General features: G+C 60.0%; 19 protein-coding genes. 9 read left to right on the top strand and 10 right to left on the bottom strand.

Going from position 1 to position 21,633, the window contains the following annotated elements:
• Positions 1 to 61: 61 nt before the first annotated feature.
• Genes MRBLMR1_RS11275 through MRBLMR1_RS11240 form a run of 8 tightly spaced genes read left to right on the top strand, consistent with a single transcriptional unit; the run spans position 62 to position 9,389 of the window.
• Positions 62 to 1,168, top strand: coding sequence for an ABC transporter permease (locus tag MRBLMR1_RS11275; RefSeq protein WP_148142968.1), 1,107 nt, complete (start codon positions 62 to 64; stop codon positions 1,166 to 1,168).
• Positions 1,169 to 1,170: 2 nt separating this feature from the next.
• Positions 1,171 to 1,950, top strand: coding sequence for an ATP-binding cassette domain-containing protein (locus MRBLMR1_RS11270; protein ID WP_148142969.1), 780 nt, complete (start codon positions 1,171 to 1,173; stop codon positions 1,948 to 1,950).
• Positions 1,951 to 1,960: 10 nt separating this feature from the next.
• Complete coding sequence (locus MRBLMR1_RS11265; RefSeq protein WP_500064695.1) at positions 1,961 to 3,085, top strand: Gfo/Idh/MocA family protein; 1,125 nt, start codon at positions 1,961 to 1,963, stop codon at positions 3,083 to 3,085.
• A 5-nt stretch (positions 3,086 to 3,090) separates the two neighbouring features.
• On the top strand, positions 3,091 to 5,016 hold the full coding sequence (locus MRBLMR1_RS11260; RefSeq protein WP_500064691.1) for a bifunctional 5-dehydro-2-deoxygluconokinase/5-dehydro-2-deoxyphosphogluconate aldolase: 1,926 nt from the start codon (positions 3,091 to 3,093) through the stop codon (positions 5,014 to 5,016).
• The gene (gene iolD / locus MRBLMR1_RS11255) at positions 5,013 to 6,845 is read left to right on the top strand and encodes a 3D-(3,5/4)-trihydroxycyclohexane-1,2-dione acylhydrolase (decyclizing) (RefSeq protein WP_500064689.1); all 1,833 of its coding nucleotides are present in this window, start codon (positions 5,013 to 5,015) and stop codon (positions 6,843 to 6,845) included. Before MRBLMR1_RS11260 ends, iolD begins: the two co-directional genes overlap by 4 nt.
• A 10-nt stretch (positions 6,846 to 6,855) precedes the next feature.
• Positions 6,856 to 7,752: a myo-inosose-2 dehydratase gene (iolE, locus tag MRBLMR1_RS11250; RefSeq protein ID WP_183687060.1), complete on the top strand. Its 897-nt coding sequence runs from the start codon at positions 6,856 to 6,858 to the stop codon at positions 7,750 to 7,752.
• A gap of 23 nt (positions 7,753 to 7,775) precedes the next feature.
• On the top strand, positions 7,776 to 8,573 hold the full coding sequence (gene iolB / locus MRBLMR1_RS11245; RefSeq protein WP_183687062.1) for a 5-deoxy-glucuronate isomerase: 798 nt from the start codon (positions 7,776 to 7,778) through the stop codon (positions 8,571 to 8,573).
• A 24-nt stretch (positions 8,574 to 8,597) separates the two neighbouring features.
• Complete coding sequence (locus MRBLMR1_RS11240; protein WP_500064686.1) at positions 8,598 to 9,389, top strand: TIM barrel protein; 792 nt, start codon at positions 8,598 to 8,600, stop codon at positions 9,387 to 9,389.
• Between the two features lie 25 nt (positions 9,390 to 9,414).
• On the opposite strand, the gene MRBLMR1_RS11235 is transcribed toward MRBLMR1_RS11240, so the two are convergent.
• The 8 genes from MRBLMR1_RS11235 to MRBLMR1_RS11200 all read right to left on the bottom strand — a co-directional run bounded on the left by MRBLMR1_RS11235 (position 9,415) and on the right by MRBLMR1_RS11200 (position 18,898).
• Complete coding sequence (locus tag MRBLMR1_RS11235) at positions 9,415 to 10,458, bottom strand: sn-glycerol-3-phosphate import ATP-binding protein UgpC (RefSeq protein WP_500064684.1); 1,044 nt, start codon at positions 10,456 to 10,458, stop codon at positions 9,415 to 9,417.
• Entirely contained in the window at positions 10,458 to 11,306 is an 849-nt protein-coding gene (gene ugpE, locus MRBLMR1_RS11230; protein WP_500064682.1) for a sn-glycerol-3-phosphate ABC transporter permease UgpE, read from the bottom strand. The genes MRBLMR1_RS11235 and ugpE overlap by 1 nt, the downstream gene beginning before the upstream one ends.
• Positions 11,307 to 11,315: 9 nt before the next feature.
• Positions 11,316 to 12,197: a sn-glycerol-3-phosphate ABC transporter permease UgpA gene (gene ugpA, locus MRBLMR1_RS11225; protein ID WP_148142978.1), complete on the bottom strand. Its 882-nt coding sequence runs from the start codon at positions 12,195 to 12,197 to the stop codon at positions 11,316 to 11,318.
• Between the two features lie 68 nt (positions 12,198 to 12,265).
• On the bottom strand, positions 12,266 to 13,570 hold the full coding sequence (ugpB, locus tag MRBLMR1_RS11220) for a sn-glycerol-3-phosphate ABC transporter substrate-binding protein UgpB (RefSeq protein ID WP_500064680.1): 1,305 nt from the start codon (positions 13,568 to 13,570) through the stop codon (positions 12,266 to 12,268).
• Between the two features lie 105 nt (positions 13,571 to 13,675).
• The gene (locus tag MRBLMR1_RS11215) at positions 13,676 to 14,497 is read right to left on the bottom strand and encodes an inositol monophosphatase family protein (protein ID WP_148142980.1); all 822 of its coding nucleotides are present in this window, start codon (positions 14,495 to 14,497) and stop codon (positions 13,676 to 13,678) included.
• Between the two features lie 10 nt (positions 14,498 to 14,507).
• The gene (locus MRBLMR1_RS11210) at positions 14,508 to 15,566 is read right to left on the bottom strand and encodes an ABC transporter ATP-binding protein (RefSeq protein WP_148142981.1); all 1,059 of its coding nucleotides are present in this window, start codon (positions 15,564 to 15,566) and stop codon (positions 14,508 to 14,510) included.
• Positions 15,563 to 17,794: an ABC transporter permease gene (locus MRBLMR1_RS11205; protein WP_500064677.1), complete on the bottom strand. Its 2,232-nt coding sequence runs from the start codon at positions 17,792 to 17,794 to the stop codon at positions 15,563 to 15,565. The genes MRBLMR1_RS11210 and MRBLMR1_RS11205 overlap by 4 nt, the downstream gene beginning before the upstream one ends.
• A gap of 78 nt (positions 17,795 to 17,872) precedes the next feature.
• Complete coding sequence (locus MRBLMR1_RS11200) at positions 17,873 to 18,898, bottom strand: ABC transporter substrate-binding protein (protein ID WP_500064675.1); 1,026 nt, start codon at positions 18,896 to 18,898, stop codon at positions 17,873 to 17,875.
• Between the two features lie 195 nt (positions 18,899 to 19,093).
• Between MRBLMR1_RS11200 and MRBLMR1_RS11195 the strand changes: the two genes are divergently transcribed.
• A complete protein-coding gene (locus tag MRBLMR1_RS11195; RefSeq protein ID WP_500064760.1) occupies positions 19,094 to 20,095 on the top strand; it encodes a LacI family DNA-binding transcriptional regulator in 1,002 nt (333 codons plus the stop codon).
• 826 nt (positions 20,096 to 20,921) lie between these two features.
• Here MRBLMR1_RS11195 and MRBLMR1_RS11190 read toward each other — a convergent pair.
• Together MRBLMR1_RS11190 and MRBLMR1_RS11185 are read right to left on the bottom strand one after the other, a co-directional pair.
• Positions 20,922 to 21,218: a PRC-barrel domain-containing protein gene (locus MRBLMR1_RS11190; protein ID WP_206828246.1), complete on the bottom strand. Its 297-nt coding sequence runs from the start codon at positions 21,216 to 21,218 to the stop codon at positions 20,922 to 20,924.
• 127 nt (positions 21,219 to 21,345) lie between these two features.
• On the bottom strand, positions 21,346 to 21,477 hold the full coding sequence (locus MRBLMR1_RS11185; protein WP_500064759.1) for a DUF2934 domain-containing protein: 132 nt from the start codon (positions 21,475 to 21,477) through the stop codon (positions 21,346 to 21,348).
• Positions 21,478 to 21,633 lie beyond the last annotated feature (156 nt).

The raw sequence follows: 21,633 nt of genomic DNA, 5'->3' as shown, positions 1-21,633 counted from the left end.
CCTCCTCCGGGCCGCCGCAGCTTTCGCCGCGGCCCGGCCATCGCCTCCAGGAGACAGACCCATGTCGACAGACACGCTGGCGCATAGTGACGAGCGCATCAAATCCGAGCCTCTTCTCGCCAAACTCATGAAACGGCCGGAACTTGGCGCAATCGGGGGCGTGGTCCTCGTGACAATCTTCTTCATGATCACTGCCGACAGGACGATGTTTACCCTGTCGGGCGTGATGAATTTCATGACGCCTGCCGCCCAGCTCGGCATTCTCGGCATCGCGGCGGCGCTGCTCATGATCGGTGGTGAATTCGACCTGTCGATCGGCTCCATGGTAGCATTTGCCGGTATGGTCTTTGGCGTTTTCACCGTCAATGTCGGCATGCCGCTTATCATTGCCATCCCGCTGACGCTCGCTCTGGCCGCCGCACTCGGGGCCACCAACGGCATGATCGTGCTGCGCACCGGCCTGCCGTCCTTCATCGTCACTTTGGCCGGCCTTTTCGTGCTACGTGGGGCAGCGCTCGTTGGCCTCAAACTTTTCACAGGCGGTTCGACCCAGCTGCGCGGCATTCGCGAAGCCGTGGAAGGCGATTTTTTGGCGCCGATTTTCTCCGGTGATGCCTTTGGTTTCATTATGCGCTGGCTGGTGGAAGCGGGCATCGTCGACAGCTTCAAGTCGGGCGTGCCGAAAGTGCCGGGCATTCCGGTCGAGATCATCTGGTTCGTCGCCTTTTCCGCGATCGCAACCTACATCCTCCTGCGCACGCCCATCGGCAATTGGATCTTTGCAACCGGTGGCGATGCGCTCGCGGCTAAAAATTCCGGCGTGCCTGTCCGTCGTGTGAAGATCTCGCTGTTCATGCTGACCGCCATGGCCGCCGCACTCGTCGCCATCATCACCGTCATAGATGCCGGTTCCACCGATGCTCGCCGCGGCTTCATGAAGGAGTTCGAGGCGATTATCGCGGCCGTTATCGGCGGCTGCCTGCTGACCGGCGGGTACGGCTCAGCCATCGGTGCATTCTTCGGCGCCATTATTTTTGGCATGGTCACGATCGGCCTGACCTACACCAAGTTCGACCAGGACTGGTTCCAGGTTTTCCTCGGCGCGATGCTTTTGCTCGCCGTCATCTTCAACAACGTCATCCGTCGACGTGTGACCGGGGAGCGTTAAAAATGTCCGCACCGATCATCCATATGGAAAACATCAAGAAGCACTATGGCAATGTCATTGCACTCAACGGTGTCACCTTTGACGTGCGTGCCGGCGAGTGCCACTGTCTTCTGGGCGATAACGGCGCCGGCAAATCCACCTTCATCAAGACCATGTCGGGCGTGCACAAGCCGACGGAGGGAACCATCACCTTCGAAGGAAAACCGCTTTCCTTCGGCAGCCCGCGCGATGCAATGGAAGCAGGTATCGCCACTGTGTTTCAGGATCTCGCCATGATCCCGCTGATGTCGGTGACGCGCAATTTCTTCATGGGGCGCGAACCGACCAAGGGCAGGGGCATCTTCAAGCGGTTCGATATCGATACCGCCAACGAGATCACCATGGCGGAGATGCGCAAGATGGGCATCAACCTGCGTGGTCCAGACCAGGCTGTCGGCACGCTTTCGGGCGGCGAACGGCAGACTGTTGCAATTGCCCGCGCTGTCTATTTCGGGGCAAAAGTGCTCATCCTCGACGAGCCGACCTCGGCGCTCGGCGTGCGCCAGACTGCCAACGTTCTTGCCACGATCAACCGCGTGCGTGAGCAGGGTATCGGCGTCGTCTTCATCTCCCACAATGTCCGTCACGCGATGGCGGTCGGTGACCGGTTTACGGTTCTGAACCGTGGCCAGACACTCGGCACCGCCACGCGGGGCGAGATCAACCCCGCCCAGCTTCAGGACATGATGGCAGGCGGACAGGAAATGGCCGAGCTGGAAGGCTCGCTCGGCGGAACGATCTGAGGCGTTTTTAATGGTACAGACTGCAACTCTGCCGGATCGTCCGCTTGGCATCGCCTTGATCGGCACCGGCTTCATGGGCAAATGCCACGCAATGGCCTGGCGCAATGTCGCCGCCGTTTTCGGCGGTGCGCATCACCGGCTCGAAATCCTCTCCGACGCCACAACGGAAAGCGCCCAAAAGTTCGCGGACCAGTTCGGTTTTGCCCGCGCCACCGCTCATTGGGAGGAAGCTGTCACCGATCCGAAGGTGGACGTGGTGTCGATCACCGCCCCCAACGGCATGCACCGCCCGATGGCCGAGGCAGCATTGAAAGCCGCAAAACATGTCTGGCTGGAAAAGCCGATGGCACTGACGCTTGCCGATGCGCAAGCGATGGCGGCGACCGCCGCAGCCTATCCGGGCCAGGCCACCATGCTCGGCTACAACTATTTGAGAAGTCCCGCATTCCAGGCGGCGTGCAGGTGGATCGCCGAGGGTGCGATCGGCAGCCCGCTTGCCTTCCGCGGGGTCTATGACGAGGATTATTCCGCCGACCCGCACCTCCCGTGGTCGTGGCGGATGACTCACGAAGGCGGTGGTCTTGGCGCGCTCGGCGACCTCGGATGCCACCTCGTGAGCCATATGCTGGCGCTGATGGGCCCGGTGACCGAACTGGTCGCCCAGACCCAGGTCGCCGTTCCCACGCGTCCGTCGCCGGACGGGCCGAAGCCGGTCGAAAACGAGGACAGCGCGCTCGCGATGCTGCGCTTCGCCTCCGGCGCGCATGGCTCGTTCGCTACCTCGCGCGTCGCTCGCGGCCGCAAATGCCGGCTGCAATGGGAAGTGCACGGCGGCGAAGGCACACTCGTGTTCGATCAGGAGAACATGAACGAGCTCTGGGTGCACAAGGCAGGCGAAGCAGGTTTCGTGCGCCACCTGACCGGACCTGACCAGCCGGACTTTGCCGCCTTCTGCCCGGCGCCGGGCCACAACTTCGGCTTCAACGAACAGAAGGTCATCGAGGCGCGCGACCTGCTCGGCGCCATCGCCGGCGGGGCGAATGCCGGACCTGATTTCGCCCACGGCCTGGAGATCGAACGGATCATCCACGCCATGGCGGCCTCCAACGGTAGCGTTGTCCGTATCGAAAGGTAAAAGCCGTGACGAAGAAATTCGATGTTATCACGATCGGCCGCGCCGGCGTCGATCTTTATGGCGCGCAGATCGGCGGGCGGTTGGAGGATATGGGCTCGTTCGAGAAATATATCGGCGGCTCACCCACCAACATCGCCTGTGGGAGCGCTCGGCTCGGATTGAAGACGGCCTTGATCAGCCGGGTCGGAAACGAGCACATGGGGCGTTTCATTCTCGAACAGCTGAAGCGCGAGGGGGTCTCGACCGAAGGCGTGAAGACCGATCCCGACCGGCTGACGGCGCTCGTCATCCTCGGCATTCGCGACGACACGCAGTTTCCGCTAATCTTCTACCGGGAAAACTGCGCCGACATGGCGCTTTGCGACGACGATATCGACGAGGATTTCATTGCCTCAGCGCGTTCCGTCGTCGTCACCGGCACGCATCTGAGCAACAGCCGTACGGAAGCCGCCGTGATCAAGGCGCTCACGCTGGCGCGCAAGCACGGATTGCGCACCGCGCTCGATATCGATTACCGCCCCAATCTGTGGGGTGTTGCGGGTCACGGCGATGGGGAAAGCCGGTTCGTCGAAAGCGCCAAGGTGACGGCCAAGCTGCAGAGGACGCTCAATCTGTTCGACCTGATCGTGGGCACGGAAGAGGAATTCCATATTGCCGGCGGTTCGACCGATACGGTCAAAGCGCTTCGGGCGGTGCGGGCCGTCAGCGCTGCGACCCTGGTCTGCAAGCGCGGCCCGCTCGGGGCGGTCTCCTTCGAACACGCCGTTCCCGCAAGTCTCGACGAAGGGCAGAGCGGGGAGGGGTTCCCGATCGAGGTCTTCAATGTTCTGGGCGCCGGTGACGGCTTCTTCTCGGGGCTATTGCGCGGTTGGATGACGGGTGAGGACTGGCCGACATCGCTCAAATTCGCTAATGCCTGCGGTGCGTTTGCGGTTAGCCGCCATGGCTGCACGCCCGCCTATCCTAGCCTCGAGGAACTGCATTTCTTTCTCAAGCGCGGTGTCCTGCGACCTGATCTGCGCAATGATCCCGAGCTCGAACAGCTGCACTGGTCGACCACGCGGCAGAGGCGCGTCGATGGCGACTGGTCGACCATGCGGGTATTCGCCTTCGACCACCGCGTGCAGTTGGAGCAGATGCCCGGTTATACGCTGCAGAAGGGAGCGGCATTCAAGGAATTGTGCTTGCAGGCCGCGCTTCGCGTGCAGGCGGGCAAACCCGGTTACGGCATTCTCTGCGACAGCCGTATCGGCCGTTCGGCGCTGCATCGCGCTTCAGGGTCGGGCCTGTGGATCGGACGTCCCGCTGAGTGGCCGGGTTCGCGGCCACTGACGCTGGAGCCCGAGCTTGGCACGGATTGCGGCACGCTATCGGAATGGGCGCGTGAGGATGTAGTCAAGGTTCTGTGCTTCTGCCATCCGGATGACGATGCAGAAACACGCGCGGCACAGGAACAGACGGTCAAGCGGCTGTTCGAGGCGGCGCGGCGCAACCGGCTGGAGTTCCTGCTGGAAATCATTCCCTCAAAGGTGGGGGCGACCGACGATCATGCGGTCGCAACGCTGATCCGTCAGTTCTATGCAGCCGGCATCTATCCCGACTGGTGGAAACTGGAGCCGATGAAGACTGCGGCCGGCTGGAAAAATGCGATTGCCGCCATCGAGGCGCATGACCGGTTCACGCGCGGCATCGTCGTGCTGGGGCTTGATGCGCCGGAAGCCGAACTTTCAGCGAGTTTCGAGGTCGCGGCAAGGTTCGATCTGGTCAAGGGATTTGCCGTCGGCCGCACGATTTTTGGCGATGCCGCACGGCGTTGGCTGGCGGATGAGATCAGGGATGCGCAAGCGGTGGAGGACATGGCCGGACGTTACGAGCGTCTCTGCCAGATCTGGGACGCGGCGCGGCAAAAGGCAGGGGAGAAGGCGGCATGAGCACGCTCAGACTGACGGCGGCGCAGGCCATGGTGAAATGGCTGGCCGCACAGATGACCGAAGAGGGAGAACGTTTCGTCGACGGGATCTGGGCGATCTTCGGCCATGGCAATGTCGCCGGGCTCGGCGAAGCGCTGCAGAAGGCCGGTAACGGGTTGCCGACATGGCGCGGCCAGAACGAACAGACGATGGCGCATGCCGCGATCGCCTATGCAAAGGCGAAGAAACGCCAGCGCGTCCAGGCCGTCACCTCGTCGATCGGTCCGGGCGCCACCAACATGGTGACCGCGGCAGCGCTGGCGCATGTCAACCGGTTGCCGGTGTTGTTGATCCCGGGTGACGTTTTCGCCAATCGCCGACCTGATCCGGTTTTGCAGCAGGTCGAGGATTTCGACGACGGTACGGTATCGGCCAATGACTGCTTCCGCCCGGTCAGCCGCTATTTCGATCGCATAACCCGGCCGGAACAGCTACTGACCGCTCTGCCGCGGGCGCTGCGGGTGATGACCGATCCGGCCAATTGCGGGCCGGTGACGCTCTCCTTCTGCCAGGATGTGCAGGCGGAAGCTTATGACTGGCCAGAAGCCTTTTTCGAGCCGAAGGTCTGGCGGATCCGCCGGCCGGAAGCCGACGCCCATGACCTCGAAGCCGTAGCTGAGCTTATTCGCGCGGCAAAAAATCCGGTGATTGTCGCCGGAGGCGGGGTGATCTATAGCGGTGCGGAAGAGGATCTCGCCGACTTTGCCACGCGCCATGCCATTCCGGTGATCGAAACCCAGGCCGGCAAGTCGGCGCTTGCCCAAAAACATCCGATGAACTTTGGCGCAGCCGGTGTCGATGGTTCGGCTGCCGCCAACGCGCTTGCCCGCAAGGCGGATCTGGTCATCGGTGTCGGTACGCGCTTCCAGGACTTTACCACCGGCTCCTGGTCGCTGTTCGAAGCGGACGGCCGCAAGCTCGTCTCCATCAACGTGCAGGCCTATGATGCCGACAAGCACGGCGCGATCGGCCTTGTTGCCGACGCGAAAGTGGCGCTGGCGGCGCTTTCCGGAAAACTCGGCACCCACCGTGCGCCCGAACCGGATGCCGCCTTGCGGAGTGCCTGGCTTGCCGCCGTCGACGGTCATTGCGCAGTGCTCGCCGGGGCCGGTTTGCCCAACGATGCGCAGGTCATCGGCGCGGTACAACGGGCAACGGATGAGAGGGCGATTGCCATGTGTGCAGCCGGCACCATGCCGGGGGCGCTGAAGCTTCTGTGGCAGCCGAGCCAGGGTGGCTATCACATGGAATATGGCTATTCCTGCATGGGCTACGAGATTGCCGGCGCCATAGGGCTGAAGCTGGCGCGGCCGGAGCGCGAGGTGATCTGCTTCGTCGGCGACGGATCCTATATGATGGCCAATTCGGAACTGGCGACTGCCGTCATGCGCAAGGTGCCGTTCACCATCGTTTTGACCGATAACCGCGGATATGGCTGCATCAACCGGCTGCAGCGCGGCACTGGCGGCGAGGCTTTCAACAATCTCTACAAGGACTGCAATATCGAGCAGCAGCCCGAGATCGATTTTGTCGCCCATGCGGGTTCCATGGGGGCCTTTGCCGTGAAGGCAAAGGATATTGCCGATCTGGAGGTCCAGATCGCCGCGGCCCGGGATCGCGACATTCCGACCGTCATCGTCATCGACACCGATCCGACCGACGGTCCGGGCTTCGGTGATGCCGGCCACTGGTGGGATGTCGCCGTGCCGGAAGTTGGAACCACCGAAAAACTCAAACAGGCCTATGCGCGCTATCTGACAAGCGCCGCCAAGCAGAACACCGTGAATTGAGGGAAGAGAAATGATCCGCTTTGGCACCAATCCCATCGCCTGGGCAAACGACGACGACCAGAGCCTCGGCGCCAACATTCCGACTGAACAGATCCTTCGCGAGGCGAGCCAGATCGGCTTCGACGGTATCGAGAACGGCCATCGCTGGCCGGACGATCCGCAGGCGCTCAAGGAGCTGCTCGGTTCTTACGGCCTCGCCTTCGTTTCGGGCTGGTACTCGCTGAACCTTCTTGTGCAATCCGTCGAGGAAGAGAAGAAGGCGATTCAGCCGCATCTCGATAAGCTCAAGCACAATGGCTGCAGGGTGTGCATCGTCTGCGAGACCTCCAACAGTGTGCAGGGCCTGCAGGCGCCGCTGTCGCAGAGCCCGGTGCTCTCGGATCAGGAGATGAAGGCCTTCGGCGGCAAGGTCGAGGAGATTGCTGCGTTCACGGCAAGCCAGGGCATCAAGCTCGTCTATCACCACCATATGGGAACCGTGGTCGAGACACCGGAAGAGATCGACGCCTTCATGGCGGTGACAGGTCCCGAAACACGGCTGCTCTTCGATGCCGGTCATTGCTATTTTGGCGGTAACGGCCGCAATCCGTCGCCGGTCCTGTCTCGTTACGTCGACCGGGTCAGTCATTTCCATGCCAAGAACGTGCGGCCGACAGTGATGCGGCAGGTGCGCGAGGAGGGGTTGTCCTTCATGGATGGCGTTCGGGCCGGCGTGTTTACCGTGCCGGGAGACGAGGAAGGCGGGGTCGAGTTCGAGCCTCTGCTGCAGATCCTGAAAGATGCCGGCTACGATGGCTGGATCGTCATCGAGGCCGAGCAGGATCCCGATATACGCAACCCCTTCGAGTATCAATCGCTCGGCCTGAAGACGCTGAAGGCTGCTGCTGCCGGAACCGGCCTCGTCTGACCTTATAAATCCAGGAGTTTCCGATGCCTCATCTTCTCCATCGCCCCTTCGGCCGTCATGGCAAGGTTCACGAGATTACGCCGGCGAGTGCCGGCTGGCGTTATGTCGGCTTCTCGCTCTACCACCTGAGAGCAGGGGAGACGGCGGCGGAGGCGACCGGTGACAGGGAAGTCATTCTGGTCATGGTAGAAGGCAAGGCGACATTCGAGGGAGCGGGCCGTGATTGGGGTGTGCTCGGCGAACGCATGAACGTATTCGAGAAGACGCCGCCGCATTGCCTCTATCTGCCCGATGGCAGCGACTGGAAGGCGTCGGCCAAGACCGATTGCATCATTGCGGTGTGTACGGCGCCGGGCAGGCAAGGTCACCAGGCGCGGCGCATCGGGCCTGACGGCATCACGCTTACCCAGCGCGGCGAGGGCACCAACACCCGCTACATCAATAATATCGCCATGGAAAACGAGGACTATTGCGACAGCTTGCTTGTGACGGAGGTGTTCACTCCGGCCGGCCACTGGTCGAGTTACCCGAGTCATCGGCATGACGAGGACGACTTTCCCCGCATCACCTATCTGGAAGAGACCTACTACCATCGCCTCAACCCGGCCGACGGGTTCGGCATACAGCGGGTCTATACCGACGACCTGCAACTGAACGAGACGATGGCGGTGCATGACGGCGACGTGGTCTGCGTACCCCGCGGACACCACCCTTGCGGCGCGGTACACGGGTTCGAGATGTACTACCTCAACGTCATGGCCGGCCCCTTGCGCAAATGGCGGTTCGTGGCGGCTCAGCCCGTCGAACACCTGATGCGCTGACCTCTCAAGACACGGACATTAACAATGGATCAACCGTTTACACTGGCCGCCTGCGCGGAGATGCTGTGGCGCGACCGGCCGATCGAATGGCGCTGCGCGCGGCTCAAGGAGATGGGCTTCGATGTGGGCTTGTGGAACTGGCCGGAGCACGATCTGATCGCGCTCGAACGCTCGGGCGCCACCTTCTCGATCATGAACGGCTATCTGACCGGACGGCTAGCCGACGACGAGGGCGCCGACGAGCTGCTGCGCTCGGCGCGCGCGACGGCTGAGGTGGGCAAACGGCTTGGAGTCGCCCGTCTCAACCTGCACGGCACGGGGCTCGGCGAAGGCGGGCTTCCGGTGTGCCCCAGCGAGGTGGTGACGGGGCGGATGTGGCTGAAGGCGCGCGATACGCTGGCGCGCATTGCCGACATGGCCGAGGAAGAGGGCGTGGTGTTCACGCTCGAAAACCTCAATCTACCCGTCGATCACCCCGGCACGCCCTTCGGCCGGGCCGAGGAGACGCTGGCGCTGGTATCTAGCGTCAATCACCCTCGCCTCAGGCTCAATCTCGACCTCTACCATGTGCAGATCGGCGAGGGAAACCTGATCGAGACTTGCCGCAAGTGCCTGCCATGGATCGGCGAGGTGCAGGTGGCGGACGTGCCGGGGCGTTGCGAGCCGGGAACCGGAGAAATCAATTATTCCATGATCGCGCAGAAACTTTACGACATGGGATATCGCGGGCCCGTCGGTCTGGAAGCCTATGCCAAAGGCGATGCCGAAAAAGCGCTTGGGGCATTTCGGACAGCTTTCACTTTGAACACAGCATGAATGCTGCCTGATACGGATGTCGTTGCTAAATCCGCTTGCCCTGCTGGTCGAACAAGTGAAACCGCTCGCGGTCGGCGATCAGATCTAGCGTTTCTCCGATTGCGATTATCGACCTGCCTGACACGCGAAAGACGATCGCGCTGCCGTCCTCAGCCGCGCCATGGACGTAGCTTTCTGCTCCGACGAGTTCTACTGCGACGACCTCCACCCTGGTGCTGAATCCGGTAGGCGAGGATCCTTTAGCGATAACGAGGTCCTCGGGCCGTATCCCGATAGTGGCAGCGTTATTAGGCAACCCGGATCGATCTCCTCCTGTCCACGCTGAGCCATCGCCAAGCTTCATCAGGTTCATCGATGGAGAACCTATGAAGGTCGCGACAAAAGTCGTCGCCGGTTTTTCGTAGAGCTCGATTGGCGTTCCGACCTGTTCGATCTGTCCTGCATTCAGCACCACCAGCCGGTCGGCCAGCGTCATCGCCTCCATCTGGTCATGGGTCACATAGATCGAGGTCGTGGCGAGCGAGCGCTGCAGCCTCCGGATCTCAACCCGCATTTGCACGCGCAGTTTCGCATCGAGATTGGAGAGCGGTTCGTCAAAAAGGAAGGCCGCCGGTTTGCGCACGATGGCACGCCCCATGGCAACGCGCTGGCGCTGGCCGCCAGAGAGCTGGCGGGGTTTGCGTTCGAGGAACGGTTCGATTTCCAGAGCGCGGGCGGCTTCCGTGATACGCCGGTCGATCTCGTCCTTCGGCGTGTTGCGGTTCTTCAGTCCATAGGCGAGATTCTGGCGAACGGTCATATGCGGGTAAAGCGCATAGTTCTGGAACACCATGGCGATATCGCGTTCCGATGGTTCCAGATTGTTGACGCGCCGTCCGGCAATCGTCACGTCACCGCCGGTAATGCTTTCGAGCCCGGCCACCATACGCAGAAGCGTGGATTTTCCGCAGCCCGATGGGCCGACCAGCACGATCATCTCGCCATCCTTGATATCGAGCGATACGCCCTTGATCGCCTCGATATTGATGCCATAGGTCTTGCGGACGTCGTTCAGTTCAATCGTTGCCATTACTTTTCGGTCTCCACCAACCCTTTGACGAACCATCGCTGCATCAGCACAACGACGATGACGGGAGGAATGATTGCCAGGATCGCCGTCACCATCACGTAGTTCCACGGTGTCGAAGCATCTGCGAAATCCACCATGCGGCGCAGGCCGATGATGATCGTGTTCATGTCTGCCCTGTCGGTAACAAGCAGCGGCCAGAGATATTGCGTCCATCCGTAGATGAACAGGATTACGAACAGCGCCGCGATATTGGTCATCGACAGCGGCAGCAGGATATCCTTCATGAAGCGAAATGGTCCGGCATTGTCGATGCGCGCGGCCTCCACCATCTCGCCGGGAATGGTGAGGAAAAATTGCCGGAACAGGAAGGTGGCCGTCGCCGATGCCATCAGCGGCAAGGTGAGGCCCGCGTAGGTGTTTAACAGGCCGAGATCGACGATCACCTTGTAGGTCGGCAGGATGCGCACTTCTACCGGCAACATGAGCGTGATGAAGATCATCCAGAAAAAGCCCATGCGGAAGGGAAAGCGGAAAAACACGATCGCGAAAGCCGACAGGAAAGAGATAACGATCTTGCCAATGGCAATGGCGACCGCGACAACAAAACTGTTGAACAGCAGTCGTTCGAGACTGACGCCGACGACACGCTCGACGCCGCCGGAAATGGACTCCGAATAATTCTCTACCATGTGACCGCCCGGCAGAAGCGACAGCGGCGGCCTGATGATGGCGCCTGATGGCTCCGTCGAGGCGATGAAGGTGTAATAGATCGGGAAGGCGACGATGATGATGCCAAGGATCAGCATCAGATGCGCCATCAGGCTCGCAATCGGTCTGTTTTCGATCATCTTTTCACCTCACGCATAATGCACGCGCCGCTCGACGAAGCGGAACTGGAAGGCGGTCAGCGCAATGACTATGACCATCAGGATGACAGACTGGGCGGCCGACGAGCCGAGATTGAGGTTCACGAAACCGTCGTTATAGACCTTGTAGACCAGCGTTTCCGTAGCTCTGGCCGGACCTCCGCCGGTGACAGAATGAATGATACCAAAGGTGTCGAAAAAGGCGTAGACGGTGTTGACCACCAGCAGGAAGAAGGTGGTGGGCGCCAGAAGCGGAAAGACGATGGTCCAGAACCGACGAGATCCGCGCGCTCCGTCTATGGACGCCGCTTCCAGCAGCGATTTCGGGATCGCCTGCAGGCCAGCGACGAAGAACAGAAAATTGTAGCTGATCTGTTTCCACGCAGCGGCCACCACGACCAGCGCCATGGCCTGATCGCCATTCAGGAGCGGATCCCAGGCAATGCCGTTGCGGCGCAGGATATAGGCGAATGTGCCCATGGCCGGGTTGAACATGAACAGCCACAACATGCCGGCGACCGCGGGCGCCACCGCATAGGGGATGATCATCATCGTGCGGTAAAAGCCTTTGCCGCGCACGACGAGATCTGCGGCGGTCGCGAGCAGCAGCGCGATGCCCATGGAAAGCACGGCCGTGGCGATACTGAAGACGACGGTGACGCGCAGCGCATGGAGATAATTGGCGTCCGACAGGATCGTCGTGAAATTGGCAAGGCCTACAAACGTGCTTTGCAGCCCAAACGGGTCTTCCCGCATAGCCGACTGGTAAAGCGCCTGGCTGGCCGGCCAGAAAAAGAAGACGATGGTCAGCACGATCTGCGGGGCGACCAGAAAATAGGGAAGGATCTTGTTCGGAAAGACGGTGCTTTGCACGGGCAGGCTCCTTGAGGATCAGGAAAGCCGCCCGCATGTTTGTCTCATGCGGACGGCAAAGACCAATGTCAGTTCCCAAGCGCCTGCTGGATCGCCGCATTACCGCGTTCGACGGACTTATCGAGAGCGGCCTTGGCGTCCTGCTTGCCAGCGAGCATCGCCTCAAACTCCTCGTTCATGATGTCGCGCACCTGCGGCAGGTTGACGAGGCGAACGCCCTTGGAGTTTTCGGTCGGCGCCTTGCCCATCATCTGCAGAAGCGGGGTCTCGCGGCCCGGATTCTTGTCGTAGAAACCGGATTTCTTGGTCTCTTCATAAGCCGCCATCGTGACCGGCATATAGCCGGAGACCTGATGCAGACGGGCCTGTATCTTTGTCTGCGACAGGAAATTGAAGAAGGTGGCGACACCCTTGTATTCCGCATCGCTCTTGCCACCGAATACCCACAGGCTTGCGCCGCCCGGAATGGTGTTCTGCGGCCGTCCTTCGCCCTCGTAATAGGGCAGCTGGCCGATACCGTATTTCATATTGGACTTGATGATGTCGCCAAGACCACCGGAGGATTCCGTCAGGATGCCGCATTCACCGGAAGTGAACAGCTGCTTGGCTTCCGACGTGCGACCGCCATAGCGGAAGGTGCCGTCCTTAGCGAGATCTGCGATTGACTGGAAATGCTTAACGAAGGGCTCGGAGTTGAAGGCGAGTTTCACGTTGGTGCCACCGAGACCGTTCTCGTCACTCGCATAGGAGAGATTGTTCCATGCAGCAAAGTTCTCGGTCTGGATCCAGGTCAGCCATGTCGAGGTGAAGCCGCAATTGGCGGCGCCACTCGACTTGATCTTCTTTGCCGCCTCAAAGACTTCCGGCCATGTCTTTGGTGGCGTATCGGCATTCAGCCCTGCCTTCTCGAACACATCCTTGTTGTAATAGAGGATCGGCGAGGATGAGTTGTATGGGAAGGACAGCATCGTGCCGTCCGGTTTCGAATAATAGGAGACGATGCCGGGCAGGTATTGGGCCTTGTCGAACTTGAAGCCGCCCTTTTCCAGCACTTCCGCCACCGGGACTACGGCGCCCTGCGCGCCCATCATCACGCCGGTTCCCACATCGAAGACCTGGATAATGGCCGGTGGCTGTTTGGCACGGAAGGCGGCGATGCCGGCATTCAGCGTTTCCGGATAGGTGCCCTTGAAGACCGGCAAGATCTTGTAGTCGGACTGGCTTTCATTGAACTCCTTGGCCAATTTGTCGACGACTTCGTTATTGGCGCCGGTCATGGCGTGCCACCACGAGATCTCGGTGGCGGCGAGCGCACTCGATGCCATCAGAGCCAAGGCTGCGGTTGAAAGAACTGATACGAAAGCGGTTTTCATGGTCGATTTCCTCCCTTTCCATGAATTGGCCTGCCGACGTCCGGCGGTATTTCCGGAACCCTCCCCGGTCCCGTCATTTGCAGCGTATATTCACATGGTGCGCGATCAGGCGGCGGCAACGCCATCCGAGCCGATGCCGGCGATCCGACATAGGTCCTCAATCGCGCCTGGACCGGCTGCCAGAACCGGCGCGCCTTTCGTCAGCCTTTCGCCTTCGCTTGGAAATGGCAGGAACCAGCCGCCGGCTTCGCGCACGAGGCAGTAGCCGCCGAGACAATCCCAAGCATGCATATAGGGCTCGTAGTAGCCCACGAGACGACCGGCCGCGACATACGCAATCATTAACGCGCCCGAGCCGAGCCGCACGAAATTGCCGCCGCCTGCCAGCAGATCCTCGACGATCTTCCCGACCGATGCCGGCGTCACATGATGGTTGGCGCCGATGCCGGTCACGGCGTTACGGATCGTTTTGGTGCTCTCGAGCTCCAGCTGCCTACCGTTCAACGTCGCGCCCATGCCGGAAGCGCCCGAATAAAGCTCGTCATGGCAGGGGACATGGATGACGCCGATCACGGGCTCGCCCTTATAGAGAACGGCGATCGAGACGCACCAGTTGGGCATCCCGTGTACGAAAGGACTGGTGCCGTCGATTGGATCGACCACCCAGGTATAACCGCTATCGCCAACGGTCAGCCCGTATTCCTCGCCGAGAAAACCATCGGCGGGAAAGGCCTCCCCCGTTCTTTCCCGGATCAGGTTCTCGACGTTGCGATCAGCGATCGACACCACATCCTGCGGGTCGCCCTTGATCTCTATGACCAGCGTATCGCGCCGCTGATAATAACCGAGCGCCAGCTTGCCGGCTTCGACGGCGATGGTTTCCGCCAGCTTGTGGCGTTTGACGATCTCGTCCTGTTCCGATGTCATGGGGCGTTCCTCACTGCGCGATAATGGCGATGCCACGGTTTTTCAAGCCGATGGCGACGCGCGTTCCAGGGGCAAGCGGGCGGTCGACCGACGGGTCCACGATAAACAGGGTCCCGCCGCTCGTTTCCGCCTCGTATTCGATATGATCGCCGAGATAGGCCGCATGGCTGATCCGCCCCGGAAAGGCAGCCGTTTCCGCCGGTTCCAGCGTGATGGCACTGGGGCGCACGGCAAGCTGGCTCTTGCCGGTTCTTGCTCCGCGCGCCGGCACGACATGTTGGAGGCCTCCAATGCTGATCGTTGCCTCGTTGCCGCTGATATCGATGATCTCGCAGGGTACAACGTTCGCTTCGCCAATAAAATCGGCAATGAAAGGCGAGGCCGGGGCTTCATAAAGCTCGCGGGGTGATCCCTGCTGGGCGATCTCGCCGTCCTTCATGACGATGATCTGGTCCGATACGGCCAATGCCTCGTCCTGGTCGTGGGTGACGTAGACGGCTGTGAATTGCAGGCGTTGTTGAAGCTCGCGGATTTCCGTGCGTACCCGGCGGCGAAGGCGGGCGTCGAGATTGGAAAGCGGCTCGTCGAGAAGCAGGACCTGCGGTTCGAGAACCAGCGCGCGGGCAACCGCCACGCGTTGCTGCTGGCCCCCGGACAATTCTGCCGGAAGCCGGCCGCCCATGCCGGCAAGGCCGACGAGTTCGAGCCCGTGTTCCGCCTTCTGTCGCGCATCCTTTTTCGAAAGACCGGTGGATTCCAGGCCATACGCGACATTGTCTAGCGAGTTCATATGCGGAAACAGTGCATATGACTGGAACACCATCGAGACGTCGCGCTCGTTGGCCGGCAGCATGGTCACATCCTTGCCGCCGATCAGGATGCGGCCCGAGGTCGGGTGTTCCAGACCTGCGAGCATGCGCAGCGTCGTCGTCTTGCCGCAGCCGGAAGGGCCGAGCAGCGTCACCAGCGTACCGGGCTGAACCGTCAGCGACAGGTCATGGATGGCCGTGAAGGAACCGAAGGATTTGCGAACATTCTGGAACGTGACCGAACCGGCATTTTTGCTCATGCGGTTTTCTCCTTGGCCTGAGCAGTCGGAAGGCGGACGCGGGACGCCGAAATGCGGTTCTCGCGTCGCAATCGCCGCTCGCCGACCAGAAGCTGGAACCCTATGATGACGGTGATCATCACCACGATCAGCATGGAGGAATAGGCGATCGCGACGCCGTATTCGCCGTTTTCCACCAGCCCGACGATATAGGATGTCGCCATGTTGTACTGGGCGCTGACGAGGAACACGACGGCGCTGATCGAGGTGATGGCGCGCACGAAGGAATAGACCAGTGCGGCCGTGATGGCGGGACGCAAAAGCGGCAGGATGACCTTGCGGGCGGTGCGGAAACTGGTGGCGCGCAGGGTCATCGAGGCTTCGTCGAGGCTCTTGTCGAGTTGGCTCATCGCTGCGATGCCGCCGCGCACGCCGACCGGCATGTTACGGAACACGAAGCAGGCGATTAGGATCACTGCCGTCCCGGTCATTTCCAGCGGCGGGAGGTTGAAGGCCATGATGTAGCTGATGCCGATGACCGTGCCGGGAATGGCAAAACTCATCATTAGCGCAAATTCGAACAGTTCGCGCCCGGCGAATTTCTGCCGTATGATCACGTAAGCCGTGGCAAGGCCGACGATCGCTGTCAGCGGGGCGGCGATCAACGCTATTTCCATCGTCGTCCAGAACGAGTTCCAGGCGACGCCGGTCCAGACCAGCGAGCGATCGCGAAAGGTGATGGAAAAGGCCTTGGCGTAATGCGCGAGCGTCAGGCTGTTGTCGAGACCCCAGGTTTTGACGAAACCGCCGAACAGGATCATGCCGTAAACGACGAGCGTGAAGATCATCCACGGAATAACCACGGCATGTACGCCGATCGACAGGGGCCGGGGCAGGGCGATATGGGCGCCGCTATCGCCCTTGCCGGTTACGGTGGCAAAATTCTTGCCCGACAGCCAGATGCGTTGGGCGAGGAAGGCCGACAGCGTGAAACCGAGCAGGATCATGGCGAGCACGGCCGCACGGGCCGGATCGTTCTGCGATCCGACGACGGCAAAGAAGATTTCAGTCGACAACACGCCGTGGCTGCCGCCAAGCACGAGCGGATTGCCGAAATCAGCCATGCTTTCGATGAAGCCAATCAGGAATGCGTTGGCGAGACCGGGTTTCATCAGCGGCAAGGACACTCGCCAGAAGGTGCGCCAGCGATCGGCCCGCAATGTTTGCGAAGCCTCCTCCATCGACGGGCTGACGCCCTCGACCACGCCGATCAGCACCAGAAACGAAATCGGCGTGAATGACAGAACCTGTGCGATCCAGATGCCGGTCAGGCCATAAAGCCAGCGGCTCGGTTCGATGCCGAATGTCGAAGACAGACCCTGCGTGACGATGCCGGCACGGCCGAAGAGGAGGGTGAGGGCAAGGCCGATGACGAAGGGCGGCGTGATGATCGGCAGAATGGTCAGAAGCCGAAGGCCCTTCTTAAAGGGAAAGCGCGTGCGGGTGGCGACAAGCGCGAAGGCAAGGCCAAGTGCTGTCGAACCCGCCGCCGTCATGATGGCCAGAAACAGCGTGCGCCATGCCACGCCGCAACGCGCGCCGCCAAGGACGCAATCGAGGCTCCAGATCGATGGATCGACAATGTTGCGGGAAAAACCGTCGAAACTCACCGAGCCGTCGAAATCCTGAAAGGCACCGATGAACATCGAACCGATCGGATAAAACACGAAGACGGCGACGAGGAAGACCAGCATGGAAATGGTGGCGACCACGAAGGCATCACCGCGCATGACGCCCCGTTCGGCAAGGCCGAAGGCAAACATCAGCACGAAGCAGATGGCGGAAAGAACCGCACCCGCTCCCATCGACGGTTGGCCGTCGGCAAGCGGACCAAAGACCGTTTCGCTAATTGTCCAGGTGAAACCGGTGGCCCCGATCGCCAGACCCTGCAGGGCAAGCAAGGCGACGCCGAAACCACCGGCAAGGGCAAGCATTTTGCCACGCCGCATTGGATCGACAATGAACCGCGCTGCAAGCGCCAATCCGTAAGCTGGAAGGACCGCGATCAACCAGACACGGCCATGCAGAAAAATCTGCAGGAAACCGGGTGCTGCCGCAGGCTCTCCGGGGAAATCGGAAAGCCAGGTAAACGCATAAAACCCCTGTTCGATTCGATACCAGGGAAGGAGCAGCATCGCGGCAGCGCCAAGCGCCAGCACGATATCCAGTCTGCGATTGCGATTGTTCATGGTTCGATGCGACCTCATCAAAGGACAAGTCGATCATGCCGCGCCCCTTTCAGCCGAGCGCGGCAGAGACAAATGGGATCAGTTGGCGTTGGCGCCGATTTCCTTGTCCCAGCGTTCGAGCAGCTTTTTGCGCTCGGTCGGATCGCCATAGGTCTTGAAGTCGTAATCGATCAGCTTGATGTCTTCGAAGCGCGGCGATTCCTTCGGGACCTCGGCCGTCTTGTTGGACGGAAGCTGGAAGGATTTTGCGTCCTTCATGTGAGATTGCACCTGCGCCGTCAGCGCCCAGTCATACCACTTTTTGGCATTGTCCAGATTGCGTGCACCCTTGATGATCGACATGGAACCGATCTCGTAGCCGGTCCCCTCGCAGGGCGCAATCGACTTGACCGGAAAGCCCTCGACCGTCTGGGCCACTGCATCATGCATGAATACGATGCCGAGACCGGTTTCTCCGCGGGCTGCCGCCTTCACCGGTGCAGAGCCGGATTTCGTGTATTGCGAGACATTGGCATTGAGCTGTTTCAGGTAATCGAACGCCTTGTCCTCTCCCATAATCTGCACGAGCGATGCGAGCGCCGTGTAGGCCGTGCCGGAGGAATTCGGGTTGGCCATCTGGATCTCGCCCTTAAGCGAAGGGTCGAGAAGGTCGGCCCAGCATTTGGGCTCCTTGTAGTTCTTCTGCTTGAAGAGATCGGTGTTGTAACCCCAGCCGAGCGCACCGGCATAAACGCCGACGGTCTTGTAGCCGGAGCTTTCCGCCTGCTTCTTTGCCCAGTCCTGCAGTTCATCGAGATGCGGCGACTTGTATTCCTGCGACAGTCCTTCCGACGCGGCCTGAAGATGCGGGTCGCCGGTGCCGGCCCACCAGATGTCGGTTTTCGGGTTGCGGGCCTCGGCGCGGACCTTCGCATAGGTTTCGCCAGACGACAGGCGCACCATGTTGACCTTGATGCCGGTGTCCTTTTCGAACATCTGCTGCATCATTTCGCAGATCACCACATCGGCGGAACATATGAGATTGAGGTCTCCGGCAGCCTTCGATGCCGGTGCATTCATCAAAAGGCCGGCAGCCGCGATCGATGCCATCAAAGCAAGACGCATAATAATCCTCCCAGATTTTTGGATGACGCCTCCACATCATCCCGCTCTTGCAAGCGTGTGCAATGGTTCCACGCATATCTGTGGATTGTCAATAAGAAATACTGCATAAAATGCGCTTTAATACGCGCCATGCGTCACGAAATTGTTGCACGCGATTGCAAAAAGAGGCAGAAAAATTTGCGGGAGAAAGCAGACGTGAACCAGAAGATCTTCGTGAGCGCCAAGGAAGTGGCGGATCGTGCCGGCGTGTCGCGTTCGGCCGTCTCGCGCACGTTCACGCCTGGAGCGAGTGTTTCGGAGGAAACGCGGCGACGTGTGATTGAGGCTGCGGAGGCCTTGGGCTATCACGTCAATCACCTCGCTCGAGGGCTGATGCGCAACGAAAGTGGCCTTGTCTGTCTCATCGTCTCTGAGATGGACACGCCTTATCGATCAAGCCTCATTCGGGCGATTTCCCATCAATTGCAAGCCGTCTCCAAGATCGCCATGCTGATCAACACGGATCGTTCCGATAAAAGCGTCGATGATGCGCTCAGGCTGGCGATCAGCTATCGCGCCGATGGGTCCATCATTCTCTCCGGAATGCCGGACAAATCGATCACCGACCTTTGTGTGAAAAGCGGTCAGCGGCTTGTGCTTATCAATCGCGACGAGGAGCGCGAAGGGGCGCTGATGATCAATCTAAATGACCGGGAGGCCGCACACCGCGCATTTATCGCGTTTCAGCGCGCCGGGTGTCGCCGTGTTGCCTTCGCGAATTCTGATGTCGGAACACCAAGTCTAATGGCTCGTGAGGAAGGGTTTGTTGCTGCCGCGATCGAAGCCGGCGTTGAGGTCATCGTAGAGCGTTTCGGTCCGACCCGTTATCAGAGCGGCGTTATTCTGGCGCAACGCCTTCTCACGCGAGAAGCGCGCCCGGATGCGATCTTCTGCGCCAACGATCTTCTTGCCTGCGGTGTTATGGATACCGCCCGTCACCAGTTTAAACTCACTGTGCCTGACGACATTTGTGTAATTGGTTTCGATTACATCGAGCAGTGCTCATGGTCGTCTTATGATCTGACGACATTCGCACAACCCGTCGACCAAATAGCGAAGGAGGCGGTCTCGTGGCTTACGCATCCAGCCAAAACGGATAGCATTGCTTCCCAGATTTCCCCGGAACTGGTCTGGCGCGGGTCTGTGCGCGGTGGTTAGAGAATTGTCCTTCAACCGCACAGCTAAATTATCCGCATACCTAAAAACCAAAATCAAGGAAACTGCGTGAAGATCAACGATATTAGTTCGTCTCGAATGCGTTATCCTTTCCGAATAGCTTCGCTTTGTGTCGACATGCCCATTGCTGTCCTTCAATCCTCCGGCCCAAACTTCTCGATAGCCATGCGGGGGCTCCTCACTATAGTCGAGCCACTTTTATGAACATTTCTGATTGATCGTACGCTTACAACATCTGCGACCCGCGGAGTCGGTCGCTTTGTTACAGAGATGGATTGCAATGATCGTTTCGGTTCAGGGCCACAGGCTAGAACTCGATTCTATGCCTCATCTGCGGCACTGGTTTTTGCTCATCCGCTCGCTCTGCCTATCGGTTGGGATCGAACGCGTGAGGAACGAAGTGCAGGTTTGTGAACATTCCACTGGTGGCGATCGCGGCCTGTGGCTTCATTCAAGTGGCTGAGACGGTGACGGCCGGTAACGCTGAGGCAACTGCGCATAGTCGAGGGACTTGTCAAAGGTGTCGGGTTTATCGCCGGTGGCGCGATCCTGGTCGGAAAAGCGAACCCGAGGGACAGCGGCTGTTGCGAGTTTACGGGCTACCGGCGCAATTGGCGCCCCTGTGGCGCTCGGTGCCTTCGATACTGCTATTGTTCTATCGGTCACGACATTTGCCACTTTGATAATTAGGGCTAATTTCAAGTCTTCCGAAAGCGAAGGCGGCAGGACCGACCGAGCGAAATATTGCACTTGGGAAAGAATGTAGAAAAAGCCCGGCTTTGGAGCCGGGCCTGCATGTGGATGTCAGTCAGTGATGATGCTCAGGCATTTCTTTGAGCTGATCCTTCGTCCATGCAGTCACGGCATGGACGTCGCCATCCTGATCGCGCATGAACTGAAGATCCGTCAGCGGAACAGCGACAGGTTTTGCGCCGATCCCAAGGAAACCGCCGACATCAATGACTGCAGAACTGCCGGGACCTGTCCCATGGATATGGTCGACCTTTCCGACCTTATGGTCGTCCGCGCCATATATGGTTGCACCTTCGAGAACAGCTGGTGTCAGTTCCGCTGGGTTCAGGCGAACGTGATTGGTGTGGTCCATGTCGTTTCCTCCGTGCGTTTTGTTTGCGGGGAAAGAACCACGAATTCGCTGGTTTGTTCCTGGGCTATTTGCGATGGTCATTACAAAAAAATCCTTTTGAATCAAATCGGGTCATGCCGCAATTCGTCTAGTCCACGTTGCCGGGACGCGGCTTCACGCAAAGCGGGCATGATGTCGCGCTGGCGTGCTGCCAATGCTTTTTGTCCTGTCCGTCCGGACGACCAGCTTGCTCCCAAATCTCATATGCCCGTCTGGCGATCCACCCTGTCTTTCCGCCATAGATATCCGCTAGGCCGCGTCCCCATAAACGGGGTTCATCTTGTTGACGGTGTGTGATTCACTCTCCTTGAAAGGAGATTGCCATGCGCCGTCACGAATTGAGCGACGAAGAATGGGCCGTCATCGCACCACTTCT

The sequence above is a fragment of the Neorhizobium sp. LMR1-1-1.1 genome, from assembly GCF_040675795.1.
Classification (GTDB): Bacteria; Pseudomonadota; Alphaproteobacteria; order Rhizobiales; family Rhizobiaceae; genus Neorhizobium; species Neorhizobium cellulosilyticum.
This window is presented reverse-complemented; position numbering and strand designations above follow the sequence as displayed.

Bases quoted from the DNA above. Each gene is read 5' to 3' on its own strand.
- MRBLMR1_RS11275 (WP_148142968.1), top strand. From the start codon at position 62: ATGTCGACAGACACGCTGGCGCATAGTGACGAGCGCATCAAATCCGAG.
- MRBLMR1_RS11270 (WP_148142969.1), top strand. From the start codon at position 1,171: ATGTCCGCACCGATCATCCATATGGAAAACATCAAGAAGCACTATGGC.
- MRBLMR1_RS11265 (WP_500064695.1), top strand. From the start codon at position 1,961: ATGGTACAGACTGCAACTCTGCCGGATCGTCCGCTTGGCATCGCCTTG.
- iolD (WP_500064689.1), top strand. From the start codon at position 5,013: ATGAGCACGCTCAGACTGACGGCGGCGCAGGCCATGGTGAAATGGCTG.
- iolE (WP_183687060.1), top strand. From the start codon at position 6,856: ATGATCCGCTTTGGCACCAATCCCATCGCCTGGGCAAACGACGACGAC.
- iolB (WP_183687062.1), top strand. From the start codon at position 7,776: ATGCCTCATCTTCTCCATCGCCCCTTCGGCCGTCATGGCAAGGTTCAC.
- MRBLMR1_RS11240 (WP_500064686.1), top strand. From the start codon at position 8,598: ATGGATCAACCGTTTACACTGGCCGCCTGCGCGGAGATGCTGTGGCGC.
- MRBLMR1_RS11235 (WP_500064684.1), bottom strand. From the start codon at position 10,458: ATGGCAACGATTGAACTGAACGACGTCCGCAAGACCTATGGCATCAAT.
- ugpE (WP_500064682.1), bottom strand. From the start codon at position 11,306: ATGATCGAAAACAGACCGATTGCGAGCCTGATGGCGCATCTGATGCTG.
- ugpB (WP_500064680.1), bottom strand. From the start codon at position 13,570: ATGAAAACCGCTTTCGTATCAGTTCTTTCAACCGCAGCCTTGGCTCTG.
- MRBLMR1_RS11215 (WP_148142980.1), bottom strand. From the start codon at position 14,497: ATGACATCGGAACAGGACGAGATCGTCAAACGCCACAAGCTGGCGGAA.
- MRBLMR1_RS11210 (WP_148142981.1), bottom strand. From the start codon at position 15,566: ATGAGCAAAAATGCCGGTTCGGTCACGTTCCAGAATGTTCGCAAATCC.
- MRBLMR1_RS11205 (WP_500064677.1), bottom strand. From the start codon at position 17,794: ATGAACAATCGCAATCGCAGACTGGATATCGTGCTGGCGCTTGGCGCT.
- MRBLMR1_RS11200 (WP_500064675.1), bottom strand. From the start codon at position 18,898: ATGCGTCTTGCTTTGATGGCATCGATCGCGGCTGCCGGCCTTTTGATG.
- MRBLMR1_RS11190 (WP_206828246.1), bottom strand. From the start codon at position 21,218: ATGGACCACACCAATCACGTTCGCCTGAACCCAGCGGAACTGACACCA.